The following is a 14,356-nucleotide window of genomic DNA, read 5'->3' as shown; positions in this document are numbered from 1 at the left end:
ATTCTTTTCGGCTATACTAATAACACTCTATTGACAGGAGGGATTGGGATGAATCATGAAACGTTCTTAAAACGGGCTGTCACTCTCGCATGTGAAGGAGTGAATGCAGGAATCGGCGGGCCTTTTGGAGCCGTTATCGTGAAAGACGGAGCCATTATTGCAGAGGGACAGAACAACGTCACAACAAGCAATGATCCGACTGCCCACGCGGAAGTCACAGCTATTCGGAAAGCCTGTAAGGTGCTAGGAGCCTACCAGCTTGATGACTGCATTTTGTATACGAGCTGTGAACCATGCCCAATGTGCTTGGGCGCCATCTACTGGGCCCGGCCTAAAGCCGTTTTCTATGCAGCTGAGCACACAGACGCTGCCGAAGCCGGGTTTGATGATTCATTCATTTATAAAGAAATTGATAAACCTGCTGAAGAAAGAACGATCCCCTTTTATCAAGTGACACTAACAGAGCATTTATCCCCGTTTCAAGCATGGCGGAACTTCGCCAATAAGAAAGAATATTAAAAGGATCAGGCATGCGCGGCCTGGTCCTTGTTATTTCTCCAAGTAGCCGCTATGCCCTGTGCAAATACAAAACAGCATATACGCGCAATTCAGCACGGCAGACACCGTGCCAGCCACCCGCTTCATCTGTAACTTTTGGTTTAAAGGCATGCTTCAAACGCTTCTCTGAAGTTTTATCATAAATCTGTGCCCGCCCCGCATGTCCGACACCAAAAAACATCCTGAGAATCCTCAGGATGCCGGTCATTATTTTAATTCTAGTTTTACATCAACATTTCCTCTGGTTGCCTTTGAGTAAGGACAGAATTCATGAGCGGCGTTGACAAGCTCTTGTGCCTTTTCCCGATCTAAATCTTTCGTGTTCACAACAAGTGTGACACCGATTTTAAACCCGCCGTCGCTCTCATCCTTCATGAGGCTGACCTGCCCTTCAATCTCCGAATCAATTTCGATATTCTGCTCTTTGGCTACGTGTTCGAGCGCGCCGCCGAAGCATGCAGCATACCCTGCCGCAAAGAGCTGTTCCGGATTTGTGCCGGTTTGTCCTTCTTTTTTGGCATTTGGCATGACAATATCAAAATCAAGAACACCGTCATCTGATGTAATATGTCCTGCTCGTCCGCCTCGCGCGGTTACTTTTGCTGTAAATAGTGCCATATTTCCCAACCTCCTTATTTGTATCTAGTTGTTATATTTCCCTTTCTGATCTTTTTAAACATGCTATGTTTGCCGAGAATAGGAAAAGTGAGGTTTTTCAGATACAATAGAATCGAATGACAAAAAAGAGTTGGTGAACAAAATGGAAAATAAATTTGATCATATGAAATTGGAGAATCAGCTTTGTTTTTTGCTATATGCGAGTTCGCGGGAGATGACAAAGCAATACAAGCCGCTGCTTGATAAGCTGAATATAACATACCCTCAATATTTGGCTTTGCTTTTGTTATGGGAACATGAAACGCTTACTGTCAAAAAAATGGGCGAACAGCTGTATTTAGATTCAGGAACGCTCACTCCGATGCTTAAACGAATGGAACAACAGGGTTTGATTACGAGAAAAAGATCTGAAGAGGATGAGCGGTCCGTGTTGATCAGCCTGACAGAGGACGGAGCGTTATTAAAAGAAAAAGCGGTTGACATTCCAGGGACAATTCTGGGGCTCTCAAAGCAGTCTGGGGAGGATCTCAAACAGTTAAAGTCCGCTCTATATACATTACTGGAAACACTTCATCAAAAAAATTGAGGATGCCTTGTACAGGCATCCTCTTTTTATTTATTCAGCAACTTCAAGTGTCACATCAATATTTCCGGAGGTTGCTTTTGAGTACGGGCAGACGCCGTGCGCTTTTTTCACAAGCGCCTCCAATTCTGATGCACTGACTCCTTCTCCTTTTACTTGCAGCGTCACACCCAGCTTATAGCCCTGGTCCGCTTCATCCTTTAACAGGCTAACATTTGCTGTAACCTCTGTCTCTACTTTTACCCGTTCTGTTCTTGCGACAAGCTGCAGGGCGCTGTCAAAGCAAGCTGCATAACCTGCTGCAAACAGCTGCTCTGGATTTGTCGCTTTTTCTAATTTCTTGGCTCTCGGTGTCCCCGGCATTGCGACATCAAGCTCAAGAACGCGGTCTGATGAAATGACCTTTCCTTCTCTTCCTCCTACCGCTGAAACAGTTGCGGTAAATAATGGCTGACTCATTTTTCATTCCCCCAATATATTTTATACAATTAAATTGTACACAATTAAATTTGAAATGTCAATTTTTCGCGTATAAAAAAGCTTATCTCGTAATGAGATAAGCTTTTTCATTGAACATTACCCCGCTATTCACGGATTTGCCCAGTTCCTTTAATGATGTATTTTGTAGAAGTCAGTGCAGGAAGCCCCATCGGTCCTCTTGCATGAAGCTTTTGCGTGCTGATGCCGATTTCGGCTCCGTAGCCGAATTCAAAGCCGTCGGTAAAGCGGGTTGACGCGTTATGATAGACAGCGGCAGCATCGACAGCCGTTTGAAAATATACCGCATTTTTGTCATTTTCAGTTAAAATCGCTTCAGAATGATTGGTGCCGTATTGTTGGATATGCTTTACAGCTTCTTGGACGTTTTCAACCGTCTTTACGCTGAGGACAGGCGCTAAAAATTCGGTTTCCCAATCTTCTTTTGATGCTTGTTTGCTTGAAGGATGAAGTTCACATACCAATTCATCACCGCGAATTTCAACTCCCGCGTTTTCCAGCTGGTCCAGCAATTCTTTTCCGTGCTGTCTTGCCCAAGCCTTGTGAATCAGCAATGATTCAATCGCGTTGCATACAGAAGGGCGCTGCGTTTTGGCATTTACAACAACCTTTTCTGCCATTTGCGGTTTGGCTGTTTCGTCAATGAATATGTGGCAGTTTCCTGCTCCCGTTTCTAATACAGGAACTGTTGATTCTCTCACAACGAGATCAATCAGTTTCTTGCCTCCGCGCGGAATCAATACGTCTAAGCCATCATTTAACGTAAAGAGCTCTTTTGCTGTCTCTCTGCTCGTATCCTCAATCAGCTGCACAGCGTGAATCGGAAGCGCTGATTGCTCAAGTGCTCTGTAAATGACACTGACGAGCGCTTTGTTGCTGTGGATGGCTGAGGAGCTTCCCCGCAGCACAACCGCGTTCCCTGTCTTCAGGCAAAGGGTAGCCGCATCAACTGTGACGTTTGGCCTCGCCTCATAAATCATTCCTACGACACCGAGCGGCACACGGATTTTTTCAATAAACAGGCCGTTTTCTTTTTCAATCGTTTCAAGAGAGTCGCCGATTGGGTCCGCTAAGTCGATTAAGAGCTCCACCGCGTCCGCGATATCGCGTATCCGTTTCTCATCCAATGAGAGACGGTCAATGATGTCCGGTGTTAAACCATTCTCTTTTCCGTTCACAATGTCTTTTGCATTCTCCGCCAAGAGAAAATCCAGTTCTTTGCGGAGTCCGTTTGCAATGAGGCTGAGCGCCTCATCCTTCTCGGCTGTTGTTTTCATGATCATTTCGGCTGCTGCTTCTTTCGCCAGCTTCGCTTTTACAGAAACTTCACTCATTTTTCCGCCTCCTAGTCTTTTACATTGACCCAGTCATTCCTATGAATAACCTCAAACGTTTTCTCAAAATCAAGTTCGTCACTGCGTTTGCCTTTAGCCTCCATAATCTCCTCGGAGGAGTAATGAGTTTGGCCTTTGCCGATCACGCCGCCCGGTCCCCTGACTTCCACAACCGCCCCTTTCGGAAAGCTTCCGTTCACGCCCACAACTCCAGCGGGCAAAAGGCTGCTTCCATTATGGATCATCGCCTCTTCGGCACCCGCATCAATGATAATTTCTCCCGATATCGGCGAGTGGAACTGAATCCACTGCCTTGTGTTGTTAACCGAAGATAGTTCTTTGTCTCCGATATAAGTGCCGTCTCCCCTGCCGTCCAAAATGTCCGCAAGTTTTTGCTCTCCGCTGCCAGTTCCAATGAATACTTTCACTCCCAGAGACAGCGCGGTTTGTGTGGCTAACAGCTTTGATTTCATTCCGCCGGTGCCGACCTTTGATCCAGCTGAACCTGCATATCCAAGCAATTCAGGCGTGATCTCTGGCAAATAATCAAATCGTTTCGCCTCAGGATTTTCATTTGGATTGGCATCATACAGTCCGTTAATGTCAGTGAGAATCATGAGCTGGTCCGCGTGAATCAATCCGCTGACTAACGCAGAAAGCATATCATTATCTCCGAATGTCAATTCTTCAACAGATGTAGAATCGTTCTCGTTGATAATCGGAATGACGCCCCGCTCTAATAATTCCATTATCGTAGCATACGCGTTTCGATACCGTTCTCTTTTCGAAAAATCATTTCTCGTTAAAAGGATTTGTCCCGGAGTCAGTGAGTATTGTTTAAATTGATTCATATATTGCTGCATTAACAGTGTTTGTCCGACCGCGGCCGCCGCCTGTTTTCCTTTGATGGTAACGGGACGGGATGGATAACCGAGGCTGGAAAACCCCGCCGCTACGGCACCCGAGGTAATCAGAATCATTTCATGCCCCGCTTTTTTTAACACGGAAATCGCCTGAACATGCTCTCTGATTTTTGCCTCATCAATGCTTCCTTTGCTATTCGTGAGCGAACTGCTTCCTATTTTCACTACTATTCTTTGTTTTTTCATTTATTCTCCTCCGCGGCTCTTCTACAATAAAAAAACCCATTTCATCCTGATTCATAAGGACGAAATGGGTTTCCGTGGTACCACCTTGATTGAACGCGCTTGTGCACGCTCCGCTCTCCTGTAACGCCAGGTTATGCGCCTAGGTTTTCCCCCTAGGACTCCAAGGCAGGTTCGGCAGGTTTCATGCGGCAAAATGTTTCAGCGATTCATTTTGCTCTCTGTCACAGAAAGGTCTGCTTACTAATCCTCTTCAACGCTCAATGATTTTTTTATATTATGCAAAGAAAAAAGACACTTGTCAAGGTTTTTTGTCATCAAAAATAGCCCGCATTGCGCGGGCCTCTTGCAGTCTAGTTAAAGACGATTGTTTTATTTTCATGAACGATGACACGGTCTTCCAAATGCCATTTCACAGCACGGGCAAGCACGCTGCGCTCAATTGTTCTTCCGATGTTTTTCAGCGCTTCCGCATTATCGCGGTGGTCCACACGCTCAATATCCTGTTCAATGATCGGCCCTTCATCAAGATCGTTTGTCACATAATGAGATGTCGCACCGATCAGTTTCACGCCGCGCTCGTAGGCCCGTTTGTACGGATTCGCACCGATAAAAGCTGGCAGGAATGAATGGTGGATATTGATGATGCGATTCGGATGAGCCGAAACAAAATCAGGAGTTAGAATCTGCATATAGCGTGCGAGCACGATCACATCAACATCGTACTGCTCCAGCAGTTCAAGCTGCTTCTTTTCGACTTCCGCTCTGATGTCTTTGTTCGCTTTCATATAGTGGAATGGAATGTTCAGGCGCTCAACCAGCTCTCTCGCTTCCTCATGGTTACTGATGACAACAGCGATCTCCGCCATCAGGTTGCCGGTTTGCCATTCCCAAATCAGCTCATGCAGGCAGTGGAGCTCCTTTGAAACGAAAATGGCGACACGCTTCAGTTCGCTCGCCAAAGTTAAGCTCCATGTCATGTCGAATTTTTCCGCAACAGAGGCAAACGCTGCCTGAAGTGATGATTTTTTTTCACGAATGCCTGCGCAGTCGAATTCGATTCTCAGGAAGAACCGGCCGCCTTCAGGGTCTGTCGTATATTGATTTGATTCTATAATATTGGCACCGTGTTCAAATAAAAACGCGGAAACTGCAGAGACGATACCCGGCTGATCGGGGCAGCTGACCAAGAGCCGACCTTTATCCTCATTTCCGTCACGGTATTCGTCCAACCGCTGAGTCATATATGATTTCATGAATAATCCCTCTTATCTTTGTAAGTCTAAACTATTTATCCATTATACTGAAGATTTGATAAAAATCAATTTATGACAGAATTTTTAAACCAACTGCTGAGCATAAAATCAACGCGATAAAGAAGATCCGTTTGGCGTCTTTCTGCTCCTTGTAAAAGAGGATGCCGATAAGCGCCCCGCCGGCGGTGCCAATTCCTGTCCAGACCGCGTAAGCCGTTCCCATCGGAGTGGTTTCCATTGCGTACGACAGCAAGGAAAATGAAGCGGCAAAACCAACAATGATCAACAGCACCCATTTCACGCTTTTTTCTTTCGCATATTGATTCATAAGGGCCACGCCGGCCATTTCTAAACAGCCCGCGCACAATAAACTGATCCAGTGCAGCATTATGCCTCGCCTCCTTTTTCCTCTGTCTCATCCTGTGTCACAAGCTTCAACCCGATTACACCGATTAAGAGCACGCCAATTAACAATAGCTTCGGCCATCCAACCGGTTCATGAAAAAGAACGATTTCACTAAGTACTGTTCCCGCTGTGCCGAGCCCGGTAAAGACGGCATACACGGTACCAACAGGCAGACTGTGAGTCGCCTTCATTAGAAGGTAAAAGCTGAATATGATGCCGATGGCAGTGCCGCTCCATGTTAAGGCTGAGTCAGCGTGCTTTAAGCCTATCACCCAAACAACCTCGAAAACAGCGGCAAGCACGACCAATCCCCATTTCATTTTGAGTCATTCCTTTCTATCTATTAAGATTCTCCGAAAACAAAAAAACCCCGGACAGTCGTCTCACATGAGATTGACTCTCCCGGGCTTTTTTCCCTCCGTGTGCATACGCGCTTCTATTTACGCGTATGTGTTTTCTCTCGGACCAGTCCATGTCAATTGACATGCGGAACCCTAGAAAACTTTACATGATATCATGATACTAAACTCAGCTCTATCTTTCAATTGTAAGATTTTCTTTCATATACCGCGATCGGTTTATTCCATTTTCTGATCGTTTTGCTGTAATGCATGCCGATTTTCTCCGCTACCCGTATGGACGCTTTGTTACCCGGATCAATCAAAGCCGCCATTTTGCCGAACTGCCGCTCGTTAAAGCCATAGTCCAGACAGGCCCGAGCCGCTTCTTGCGCATAGCCGTTCCCCCAGTGGCGGCGGGCAAACATATAGCCAATTTCCATTACGGTTTGATTTTCGATCTGCTGGGGAACGATGCCGCATTGCCCCAAAAACTCCCCTGTCCGCTTATCTTCGGCGATCCACAGACTAACGCCGTACCCTTTTTCATTTCGTTGGTTCCAATTGACCCACTCGCGGGTTTGCCTCTTATCTTTTAAACCGGAATAATATGTCATGACGTCAGGATCATTAAAAAGCAGCCCAAACAAAGTGGCTTGATCCCGATCTTCCATACAGCGCAAACGAATTCGATCAGTCACAAGCTTCGTTTTAGCGTTCATACTTCGCCACATCCTGCTTCCATTCTTTTTTGAGAGCTTCAATATGTGCCTGATGATAGCGGTTATGATCTGCCATATGCCAAATTCCCCATCGTATCGTCGCGGTGTCACCTTCGAAGGAAAGCGGCTGGTTCAAAGCATTTTCAGTTAAAGTGAAGCATACCGATTTCAGCTTCTCTACTACATGCTGATGTCTTTTCAGGAGTTCATCTAAGTCTGGCTGATTCACCGGTTCAGGCAGCCGTCCGCTTTCATCTGTCATCGGGCCGTATGCCTGTTCAATATGGTCCGGGATCCGATTTTCCTTGATACGCCAGACCCATCTGATATCAACATTTGTGATATGGTGCAAAAGCTGAGCCGTGCTGTTTTTTGTTTGGCAGCGCCCCTTATAGTAAAGTTCACTGTGTGTCATATGGCTTACGATGGAAGCCAGACGGAGACTGTTTTCTTCCACTGCGGAATACAGCAAACTGACCGTTGGCGCCATGTCGTTTCTTATGGATAAGTCCTTCATGTTCAGTTCCCCTCCTAACTAGGTACATTTGACACCAAACAAAAATTCCCTTTAAAAAAGAAAAAAGCTCTCATTACAAGAGAGAGCCATCTTAATTGTTATTTCCCGGTTTATATAAGTAAGGATCATGCTGCGGTTCATTAGCGGTATTTAAATCAAGGGATATATCACCGCGTGCATTCATCGTGCCAAGGATAATCGAAGACAGCAGTTTGGGGCTGTACCCTTTTTCCTCAAGCTTCTCAAACAGCCAGGATCGGTTTTTTTGGAGATATTTCAAATTATGATCAAGGATTTCGCCATCCAGTATGAGCGGAATCGGGATAAAATTCCGTTCAGCTTCCATATTCAAATCCCGCACCTGCACCGCTCTCGCTTCCTCTTTCGGGATGACGCTTACTTCTCCCGTTTCTTCAATGATAGCAAGATCAATGTCAGCCGGGTCGGCATAGCCCTTTTCCCTCAGCTTTCCGAGCAGCTCATTAACAGTCAGCCTTTCTTTACGAAGGCCGCGTTCATCAATATCCCCGTTTCGGATTAGGACAGTCGGGCTCACGACTAGGAGCCATCGCCATTTATTAGATAAAGAGAGCTTGCTCATGATAAGATAAAGCACCAAAAAAGCACCCGCATAATAAATTGACATCGGCAGCTTGGATGTAAGGATCGGCTCACTGATAATGGTTCCGATTGCGAAGGTCAAAAGCAGGTCAAAATTGTTCATTTGTGACACAGCTTTTTTACCGGCAAGCCGAAACAAAATATATGCAATCGAAAATACGATAACTGGCTTCAGTAAAAATACCCATACCATCCATAACACCGATCTTTACCTCCATCCGCTGGTCATATTGAGCCTATTGTGCCCCGTGGCAGGCCCTCTATGCATCAGTGTCTAGGCGAACGTGCATATCGCCTGAACATAACATAATAGAAAGTGACACCGATTGGAGGCGCAATACGCAATATGAAAAATCAGAAGTCGAATACCCTTTGGCCCTTTGATCTGCCATTGGCTCCCCAACCCGAGGGCTACCAGCAGCAAACAATCGACAGGCTGGCCGGTTTGGAGCTAAGAATGAAGCAACTAATTAGAGCGATTGAGGTAAACAATGAATTGCTGAGAACAATGCAAGAACAGCAAAACCGTGTATGCACAAATGGCAGCGGGTCTGTGATTGTCCGGATGTAGAAACCGGCGCTTGTCTGCCTTCTTATATCTCAATAAAAAACTCTTCTCTGAAAGGAGAAGAGTTTCATGTATGTGTTCAAACGGACTGCGCCAAACTTAATTGCGGGCCGAATAGCTCGTAATGGATAGACTCCGGCGCTGATCCGAGCTCTGATACAAGCTTATGCATTGCCGTAATAAACGACGGTGAACCGCAAATATAGTAATCCGCATCTGTGTTGGCAATCAGTTCTTTGAGGAATTGCTGATCAATCTGTCCTTCATGAAAATGCAGATCACCTGCACGGTCTTCCTCTGTCGGCTCGCGATACACAAATGCTGTTTTAACAGCAGAATGTTTTGCTGCTTCTTCTACTTCATGGCGCAATGCATGATATTCACTGTTTTTCGCCGCATGAATGAACAGAATTTGCCGTTCAGGCTGTTTGGAAACAGATGTTTTCAGCATGCTGATCATTGGTGTAATGCCAACTCCGGCACTGATCAAAACGAGATCTTTTTGTGATGCATGATCTAAAACAAAGTCCCCTGCCGGTGCGCTGATCTCTATTGAATCTCCCTCCTGCAGCCCATCGTGTAAGTAGGAAGACACGACACCATCTTTCTTCACTGAAATTCGATAATAGTCTTTTCCCGGCATATCAGACAGGCTGTACTGGCGGATATGCGTATATTCAGAATCAGGAATCCGCACTTTGATGCTGATATATTGCCCTGCTTGGAATTCAGGTAACGGCTTGCTGTCTTCCGGTTTCAAATAGAAGGATGTAATTTCTTTGCTTTCCCGCTCTTTTTTTGCGATAACGAATGGCTTATACTCCTTCCAGCCGCCGGCTTGCTCTTCAGCCTGTTCATACATGTCTTTTTCAATTCCGATGAACGCGTCAGCAATGACTCCGTACGCTTTTTCCCATGCCTGCATAATGTCAGGAGTTGCAGCGTCTCCCAATACATCTTTAATCGCAATCAGCAAATATTTACCGACGATTGGGTAGTGCTCAGGCTTAATTCCGATACTGCGGTGCTTGTGGCCGATTTGTTTGACAACCGGAATGATGTTTCCTAATTGGTCAATGTTTGCCGCAGCTGCAATAACGGCATTTGCCAGTGCAGTTCGCTGTGTTTTTTTCTTTTGGTTTGTTTGATTAAAAATGTTCAAAAGCTCTGGATGGTCTTGAAACATCCGATCGTAAAAACGGCCAGTGATTGTTTCTCCATGCTGTTGCAATACGGGTACAGTGCTTTTAATAATTTCGATTGTTTTGTTATCTAACATTTTATAAACAATCCTTTCGAAAAGATGTATTTAAAATATATCTTTAAAATACATGATCTTACGAATAAAAGATATATCTAAAATGAATCTTTAATAAAGTTGTCACAAAATTATCAATTTAACATGACATTTGTTGCTTTTTTATAGAATCCCCTAGCAAAAACGGACTAACCATTGTAATAATCACCATTGAAAAGTACAAAAAAACCCAAAACAACTTATGTTTTGGGTTTAACGTTCACCAAGGCTTATCAGTTCCGAGCGCATTTGCAAGCGCCTGGCTGTGTCTCTTGCGGTTCTTACGTTCATTAGCACGCTGTACAGCTGTATTATGCAGCATGATTTCTTCTTCTGTTTCCGGTACAACCCTCGGTACAGGCACCGGCTTGCCATTTGAATCTAATGCGACAAATGTCAAAAAGGATGTGGCAGCGAGTTCCCGTTCGCCAGTCATCAAATGCTCCTTAATAACTTTCACAAATACTTCCATGGAAGATGTGCCGACCCATGTCACATATGACTCTAGGCAGACAGAATCCTTTTGCCCGATCGGCTTTAAAAAATCTACAGAATCCATTGAAGCTGTTACCGTTTCACGTCTGCAATGGCGCGCCGCTGAAATAGAGGCAATGTCGTCTATGTAGCTCATTAATTTTCCGCCAAACAGCGTATTATGGTTGTTCGTGTCAAGCGGGAACACCCTGCTGGTTTTCACAACCTTTGACTCTTTACAAAATCTTGTTTCCGGTGTTTCCATACCTTTCTCCCCTTTGATGTCTGATCTTTTAGCTAAATGCACTTATATTCTCCTATTAAACAATATTCTCTTCCATTTGTCTAAAATTTAAAATGGTTTAATGATTTTCATGATGAGGGAATAATAAATGTATTCTTCACACTTTAGGAGGAAAAACAAATGGACGTATCCATCCCGAAATCTCAGCACAAAACGGTATGCCGAACGGAATACGGCACACTTCAAAAAGTGATCTTATGCAAACCTGAGCACATGACCATAAAAGATGTTATAAACGAAACACAAAAACATTTTGAAGATGACAATATTCATGTAAAAACCGCTAACGACCAGCACAGCCGCTTAGTGGAGGCACTTAGGTCACACAACGTTGAGGTCGTCCTTTTGCCCGTTCGCGACGGACTCCCAGAACAGGTTTTTACTAGGGACATAGGATTTGTCATCGGAGAAAAAGCCTTTCTGTCAAGCATGACTGAACCGATTCGCCAAGGAGAAGAAGCCGTTATAAAAGATTTTTTTCACAGCCAAGGTATCTCTTACACCCGCATGCTTGATACGAGTATTGAAGGCGGAGACGTCATTATCGATGATGACATTGTCTATGTCGGAATCAGCCAGCGCACCGACATTTCAGCTATCGGCCAGCTAGAAGAGGCACTTCCTGAATATACGATCGTTCCAGTGAAGCTTCATGAAAAATTTTTGCATTTGGACTGCGTATTTAACATTATATCTGAAAGCGAAGCGTTAATTTATTCACAGGCCATTGAGCCAGATGCAGCCGATATGCTGGCAAAACGTTATGATCTTATTGAGGTGCCCGAGGACGAACAATTTACGCTTGGCACCAACGTCCTTTCAATCGGAAAAAAAACGATCATCAGTCTCCCTGGCAACCGCCATGTCAATCAACAGCTATCGAAAAGAGGCTATCACATTATCGAAATTGACCTGTCAGAAATTATTAAATCAGGCGGCTCCTTCAGGTGCTGCACAATGCCGCTGATTCGAGGCGAATGAAGAATCTTCCCCTTTTTCATGTTTTGAACAGCTTATTTTATCAAGATACGTTAATATAGAGGTGACATCATTTTTAAGGGGGAAATCGCATGACAAAATACATAGGATATGTGGGAACATATACAAAAGGCGGAAGCGAAGGAATTTATTCATTTGAGCTTGATACTGAGAAAAAAGCACTCAGCGAGCCAAAGCTGGCCGCTAAGCTGGGCAACCCGACATATGTGGCGACGAATAAAAACAACACCATCCTTTATTCCATCGAAAAAGCAGACGGCCAAGGCGGAGTTGCTGCCTATCAAATCGATAAAAACAGCGGCGAATTGACATTTCTGAATCATCAGTTAATTGATGGCCCTTCGCCATGCCACGTAAGCGTTGATGATCAAAATCAATTCGTACTGACTGCCAATTATCACAGCGGGAAGGTACACGTTTTTCCGGTTCAGGAAGACGGCAGCTTGCAATCACCTGTTTCAGAGGCCGCTCACACAGGAAAAGGGCCGCACGAAAGACAAGAAAAACCGCATACACACTACGCGGGGTTCACACCTGAACACAATTATGTGGTAGCGGTTGATTTAGGTATAGATAAGCTCTACACCTATAAGCTTAAAGACGGTGTGTTGACTGAATCCGGAAGCCATTCCTTCGCTCCCGGTGCAGGACCTCGCCATATCGCTTTTCATCCGAAAGAAAAATACGCTTATGTCATGACAGAATTAAGCAATGAAGTGATTGCGCTTGAATACAACCCGACAGCCGGCGAATTTAGAGAAATCCAAGTCGTTTCTGCCATCCCTGATGATTTTACAGATAACAGCCAGGGAAGCGCAATACATGTCACGCAGGACGGACGTTTTGTTTATGTCGCAAACCGCGGCCATGACAGTATCGCCGTATTTGAAGTGAATCAATATTCAGGAGAGCTGGCTTTCGTAGAAAGAGTGTCGACAGAAGGAAACTGGCCTCGTGACTTTGTATTTGACCCAACGGAAGGGTTCCTCGTTGCTTCAAATGAAGAAACAGGCAACCTTGTCTTGTTTGAAAGAGACAAAGAAACCGGCCGATTGACACTCCTCCCATCAACGGTTTCTGTCCCTTACCCGGTTTGTGTAAAGTTTTTACATCAAGTATAAACAAATGGAGTGGCTCTAGTAAAAAGGAGCCACTCTTTTTATTTATCTTACTTTTTCCTTCGTTTCAGCATTTCGATACAAATGGCAAGCGACAAAACGGCCGGGTTCGATTTCTTGAAGCTGGGGACGAGATTCTCCACATTCAGGCATCGCCTCCGGACAGCGGGTACGAAACACGCAGCCGCTTGGCGGATTGACCGGGCTCGGCAGCTCCCCTTTCAAGAGAATACGCTCACGCTTGTCCTCCAATTCAGGATCTGGAATCGGAATCGAGGACAAAAGCGCCTTTGTATAGGGATGGAGCGGTTCACGATACAAGGTGCCGCTCTCTGTAATTTCCATCATGTGTCCTAAGTACATAACACCGATCCTGTCACTGATATGCTTCACCATCGAAAGATCATGGGCAATGAATAAAAACGTAAGCCCTTTCTCTTTTTGAAGCCGCTTCAGCAGGTTGACCACCTGCGCTTGAACAGAGACATCAAGTGCAGAAATCGGTTCGTCCGCCACGATAAATTCAGGATTCAGCGACAGTGCTCTCGCAATCCCGATTCTCTGCCTTTGCCCGCCGCTGAATTCATGCGGATAACGGCTGCCAAAATCGGGGTGAAGCCCAACTGCCTCAAGCAGCTCGTCCACGACGAGAAGCCGTGCTTTATGGGTATTGTAGAGATTATGAATCTCCATCGGCTCCAAAATAATTTCTCGAACGGTCATGCGCGGGTTAAGTGAAGCATAAGGGTCCTGAAAAATCATCTGCAGTTTGCGGTTGAAGGCAAACTGCTCTTTTTCACTTAGTGCATGAAGATTTGTGCCGCGGTATGTCACGCTTCCTTCTGTCGGCTGATAAAGGCGCATCAGCACTCTCCCCAAGGTTGATTTCCCGCACCCTGATTCCCCGACTAGCCCGAACGTTTCTCCTTCACGAATCTGAAAGGTGACCCCGTCGACAGCTTTGACTGTCCGCTTTTTCCCTGCGTCAAAATGCATTTTCAGCTGGCTGACCTCTAACAAAGGCAGTCGCCTCATTTGT

19 protein-coding genes and 1 riboswitch are annotated in these 14,356 nt (G+C 45.3%); of the genes, 5 read left to right on the top strand and 14 right to left on the bottom strand.

What is annotated here, in order from left to right; all coding sequences use genetic code 11:
- Window positions 1-48: 48 nt before the first annotated feature.
- Window positions 49-519 carry a guanine deaminase gene (gene guaD / locus NST22_RS07150; protein WP_003245084.1) on the top strand — a complete coding sequence of 157 codons (471 nt, stop codon included), beginning with the start codon at window positions 49-51 and terminating at the stop codon, window positions 517-519.
- A gap of 49 nt (window positions 520-568) precedes the next feature.
- On the opposite strand, the gene NST22_RS07145 is transcribed toward guaD, so the two are convergent.
- Both NST22_RS07145 and NST22_RS07140 read right to left on the bottom strand, forming a co-directional pair.
- Window positions 569-739, bottom strand: a complete 171-nt coding sequence (locus tag NST22_RS07145; RefSeq protein WP_003232568.1) for a hypothetical protein — start codon at window positions 737-739, stop codon at window positions 569-571.
- Between the two features lie 26 nt (window positions 740-765).
- On the bottom strand, window positions 766-1,176 hold the full coding sequence (locus tag NST22_RS07140; protein WP_003232570.1) for an organic hydroperoxide resistance protein: 411 nt from the start codon (window positions 1,174-1,176) through the stop codon (window positions 766-768).
- Window positions 1,177-1,318: 142 nt separating this feature from the next.
- Here NST22_RS07140 and ohrR point away from each other — a divergent pair, with 142 nt between their 5' ends.
- Window positions 1,319-1,762, top strand: coding sequence for an organic hydroperoxide resistance transcriptional regulator OhrR (ohrR, locus tag NST22_RS07135; protein WP_003245653.1), 444 nt, complete (start codon window positions 1,319-1,321; stop codon window positions 1,760-1,762).
- Window positions 1,763-1,792: 30 nt separating this feature from the next.
- Here the strand turns inward: ohrR and NST22_RS07130 are convergent, their stop codons facing one another.
- From NST22_RS07130 to NST22_RS07090, 9 genes are all read right to left on the bottom strand, one after another.
- On the bottom strand, window positions 1,793-2,218 hold the full coding sequence (locus tag NST22_RS07130) for an organic hydroperoxide resistance protein (protein WP_003232574.1): 426 nt from the start codon (window positions 2,216-2,218) through the stop codon (window positions 1,793-1,795).
- A 125-nt stretch (window positions 2,219-2,343) separates the two neighbouring features.
- Entirely contained in the window at window positions 2,344-3,591 is a 1,248-nt protein-coding gene (gene proA, locus NST22_RS07125; protein WP_003245312.1) for a glutamate-5-semialdehyde dehydrogenase, read from the bottom strand.
- A gap of 11 nt (window positions 3,592-3,602) precedes the next feature.
- Window positions 3,603-4,700: a glutamate 5-kinase gene (gene proB, locus NST22_RS07120; RefSeq protein WP_003244794.1), complete on the bottom strand. Its 1,098-nt coding sequence runs from the start codon at window positions 4,698-4,700 to the stop codon at window positions 3,603-3,605.
- A gap of 350 nt (window positions 4,701-5,050) precedes the next feature.
- Complete coding sequence (gene purU / locus NST22_RS07115) at window positions 5,051-5,953, bottom strand: formyltetrahydrofolate deformylase (RefSeq protein ID WP_003245802.1); 903 nt, start codon at window positions 5,951-5,953, stop codon at window positions 5,051-5,053.
- A 70-nt stretch (window positions 5,954-6,023) separates the two neighbouring features.
- Entirely contained in the window at window positions 6,024-6,341 is a 318-nt protein-coding gene (gene ykkD / locus NST22_RS07110) for a multidrug efflux SMR transporter subunit YkkD (protein WP_003245695.1), read from the bottom strand.
- Window positions 6,341-6,679, bottom strand: a complete 339-nt coding sequence (gene ykkC / locus NST22_RS07105; protein WP_003232583.1) for a multidrug efflux SMR transporter subunit YkkC — start codon at window positions 6,677-6,679, stop codon at window positions 6,341-6,343. Before ykkC ends, ykkD begins: the two co-directional genes overlap by 1 nt.
- Before the next feature lie 77 nt (window positions 6,680-6,756).
- A riboswitch (guanidine-I (ykkC/yxkD leader) is annotated at window positions 6,757-6,868 on the bottom strand.
- 32 nt (window positions 6,869-6,900) lie between these two features.
- Complete coding sequence (locus NST22_RS07100; RefSeq protein WP_003244793.1) at window positions 6,901-7,419, bottom strand: GNAT family N-acetyltransferase; 519 nt, start codon at window positions 7,417-7,419, stop codon at window positions 6,901-6,903.
- Window positions 7,409-7,936, bottom strand: a complete 528-nt coding sequence (locus NST22_RS07095) for a DinB family protein (RefSeq protein WP_003245783.1) — start codon at window positions 7,934-7,936, stop codon at window positions 7,409-7,411. The genes NST22_RS07100 and NST22_RS07095 overlap by 11 nt, the downstream gene beginning before the upstream one ends.
- A 91-nt stretch (window positions 7,937-8,027) precedes the next feature.
- Complete coding sequence (locus tag NST22_RS07090; RefSeq protein ID WP_003244848.1) at window positions 8,028-8,759, bottom strand: DUF421 domain-containing protein; 732 nt, start codon at window positions 8,757-8,759, stop codon at window positions 8,028-8,030.
- 144 nt (window positions 8,760-8,903) lie between these two features.
- On the opposite strand from NST22_RS07090, the gene NST22_RS07085 reads away from it, so the two are divergent.
- A complete protein-coding gene (locus tag NST22_RS07085) occupies window positions 8,904-9,128 on the top strand; it encodes a hypothetical protein (RefSeq protein WP_009967080.1) in 225 nt (74 codons plus the stop codon).
- A 76-nt stretch (window positions 9,129-9,204) separates the two neighbouring features.
- On the opposite strand, the gene hmpA is transcribed toward NST22_RS07085, so the two are convergent.
- Together hmpA and NST22_RS07075 are read right to left on the bottom strand one after the other, a co-directional pair.
- Window positions 9,205-10,404 (bottom strand): NO-inducible flavohemoprotein, encoded by a 1,200-nt coding sequence (gene hmpA / locus NST22_RS07080; RefSeq protein WP_003245238.1) that lies wholly within the window; start codon window positions 10,402-10,404, stop codon window positions 9,205-9,207.
- A 238-nt stretch (window positions 10,405-10,642) separates the two neighbouring features.
- On the bottom strand, window positions 10,643-11,161 hold the full coding sequence (locus tag NST22_RS07075) for an acyl-CoA thioesterase (RefSeq protein ID WP_003244690.1): 519 nt from the start codon (window positions 11,159-11,161) through the stop codon (window positions 10,643-10,645).
- Between the two features lie 159 nt (window positions 11,162-11,320).
- Here NST22_RS07075 and NST22_RS07070 point away from each other — a divergent pair, with 159 nt between their 5' ends.
- Window positions 11,321-12,181, top strand: a complete 861-nt coding sequence (locus tag NST22_RS07070; RefSeq protein WP_003245320.1) for a dimethylarginine dimethylaminohydrolase family protein — start codon at window positions 11,321-11,323, stop codon at window positions 12,179-12,181.
- A gap of 89 nt (window positions 12,182-12,270) precedes the next feature.
- On the top strand, window positions 12,271-13,320 hold the full coding sequence (gene pgl, locus NST22_RS07065; RefSeq protein WP_003244689.1) for a 6-phosphogluconolactonase: 1,050 nt from the start codon (window positions 12,271-12,273) through the stop codon (window positions 13,318-13,320).
- A 42-nt stretch (window positions 13,321-13,362) separates the two neighbouring features.
- Here pgl and NST22_RS07060 read toward each other — a convergent pair whose 3' ends face one another.
- Entirely contained in the window at window positions 13,363-14,352 is a 990-nt protein-coding gene (locus NST22_RS07060) for an oligopeptide/dipeptide ABC transporter ATP-binding protein (protein ID WP_009967074.1), read from the bottom strand.
- Window positions 14,353-14,356 lie beyond the last annotated feature (4 nt).

The organism is Bacillus sp. PS237, from assembly GCF_037963345.1.
GTDB classification, from domain to species: domain Bacteria; phylum Bacillota; class Bacilli; order Bacillales; family Bacillaceae; genus Bacillus; species Bacillus subtilis.
The sequence above is the reverse complement of the archived record's forward strand: the minus strand, read 5'-3'. Positions and strand labels throughout refer to the sequence as shown.

Coding starts and splice junctions, on each gene's coding strand:
- guaD (WP_003245084.1), top strand. CDS start 49: ATGAATCATGAAACGTTCTTAAAACGGGCTGTCACTCTCGCATGTGAA.
- NST22_RS07145 (WP_003232568.1), bottom strand. CDS start 739: ATGTTTTTTGGTGTCGGACATGCGGGGCGGGCACAGATTTATGATAAA.
- NST22_RS07140 (WP_003232570.1), bottom strand. CDS start 1,176: ATGGCACTATTTACAGCAAAAGTAACCGCGCGAGGCGGACGAGCAGGA.
- ohrR (WP_003245653.1), top strand. CDS start 1,319: ATGGAAAATAAATTTGATCATATGAAATTGGAGAATCAGCTTTGTTTT.
- NST22_RS07130 (WP_003232574.1), bottom strand. CDS start 2,218: ATGAGTCAGCCATTATTTACCGCAACTGTTTCAGCGGTAGGAGGAAGA.
- proA (WP_003245312.1), bottom strand. CDS start 3,591: ATGAGTGAAGTTTCTGTAAAAGCGAAGCTGGCGAAAGAAGCAGCAGCC.
- proB (WP_003244794.1), bottom strand. CDS start 4,700: ATGAAAAAACAAAGAATAGTAGTGAAAATAGGAAGCAGTTCGCTCACG.
- purU (WP_003245802.1), bottom strand. CDS start 5,953: ATGAAATCATATATGACTCAGCGGTTGGACGAATACCGTGACGGAAAT.
- ykkD (WP_003245695.1), bottom strand. CDS start 6,341: ATGCTGCACTGGATCAGTTTATTGTGCGCGGGCTGTTTAGAAATGGCC.
- ykkC (WP_003232583.1), bottom strand. CDS start 6,679: ATGAAATGGGGATTGGTCGTGCTTGCCGCTGTTTTCGAGGTTGTTTGG.
- NST22_RS07100 (WP_003244793.1), bottom strand. CDS start 7,419: ATGAACGCTAAAACGAAGCTTGTGACTGATCGAATTCGTTTGCGCTGT.
- NST22_RS07095 (WP_003245783.1), bottom strand. CDS start 7,936: ATGAAGGACTTATCCATAAGAAACGACATGGCGCCAACGGTCAGTTTG.
- NST22_RS07085 (WP_009967080.1), top strand. CDS start 8,904: ATGAAAAATCAGAAGTCGAATACCCTTTGGCCCTTTGATCTGCCATTG.
- hmpA (WP_003245238.1), bottom strand. CDS start 10,404: ATGTTAGATAACAAAACAATCGAAATTATTAAAAGCACTGTACCCGTA.
- NST22_RS07075 (WP_003244690.1), bottom strand. CDS start 11,161: ATGGAAACACCGGAAACAAGATTTTGTAAAGAGTCAAAGGTTGTGAAA.
- NST22_RS07070 (WP_003245320.1), top strand. CDS start 11,321: ATGGACGTATCCATCCCGAAATCTCAGCACAAAACGGTATGCCGAACG.
- pgl (WP_003244689.1), top strand. CDS start 12,271: ATGACAAAATACATAGGATATGTGGGAACATATACAAAAGGCGGAAGC.
- NST22_RS07060 (WP_009967074.1), bottom strand. CDS start 14,352: ATGAGGCGACTGCCTTTGTTAGAGGTCAGCCAGCTGAAAATGCATTTT.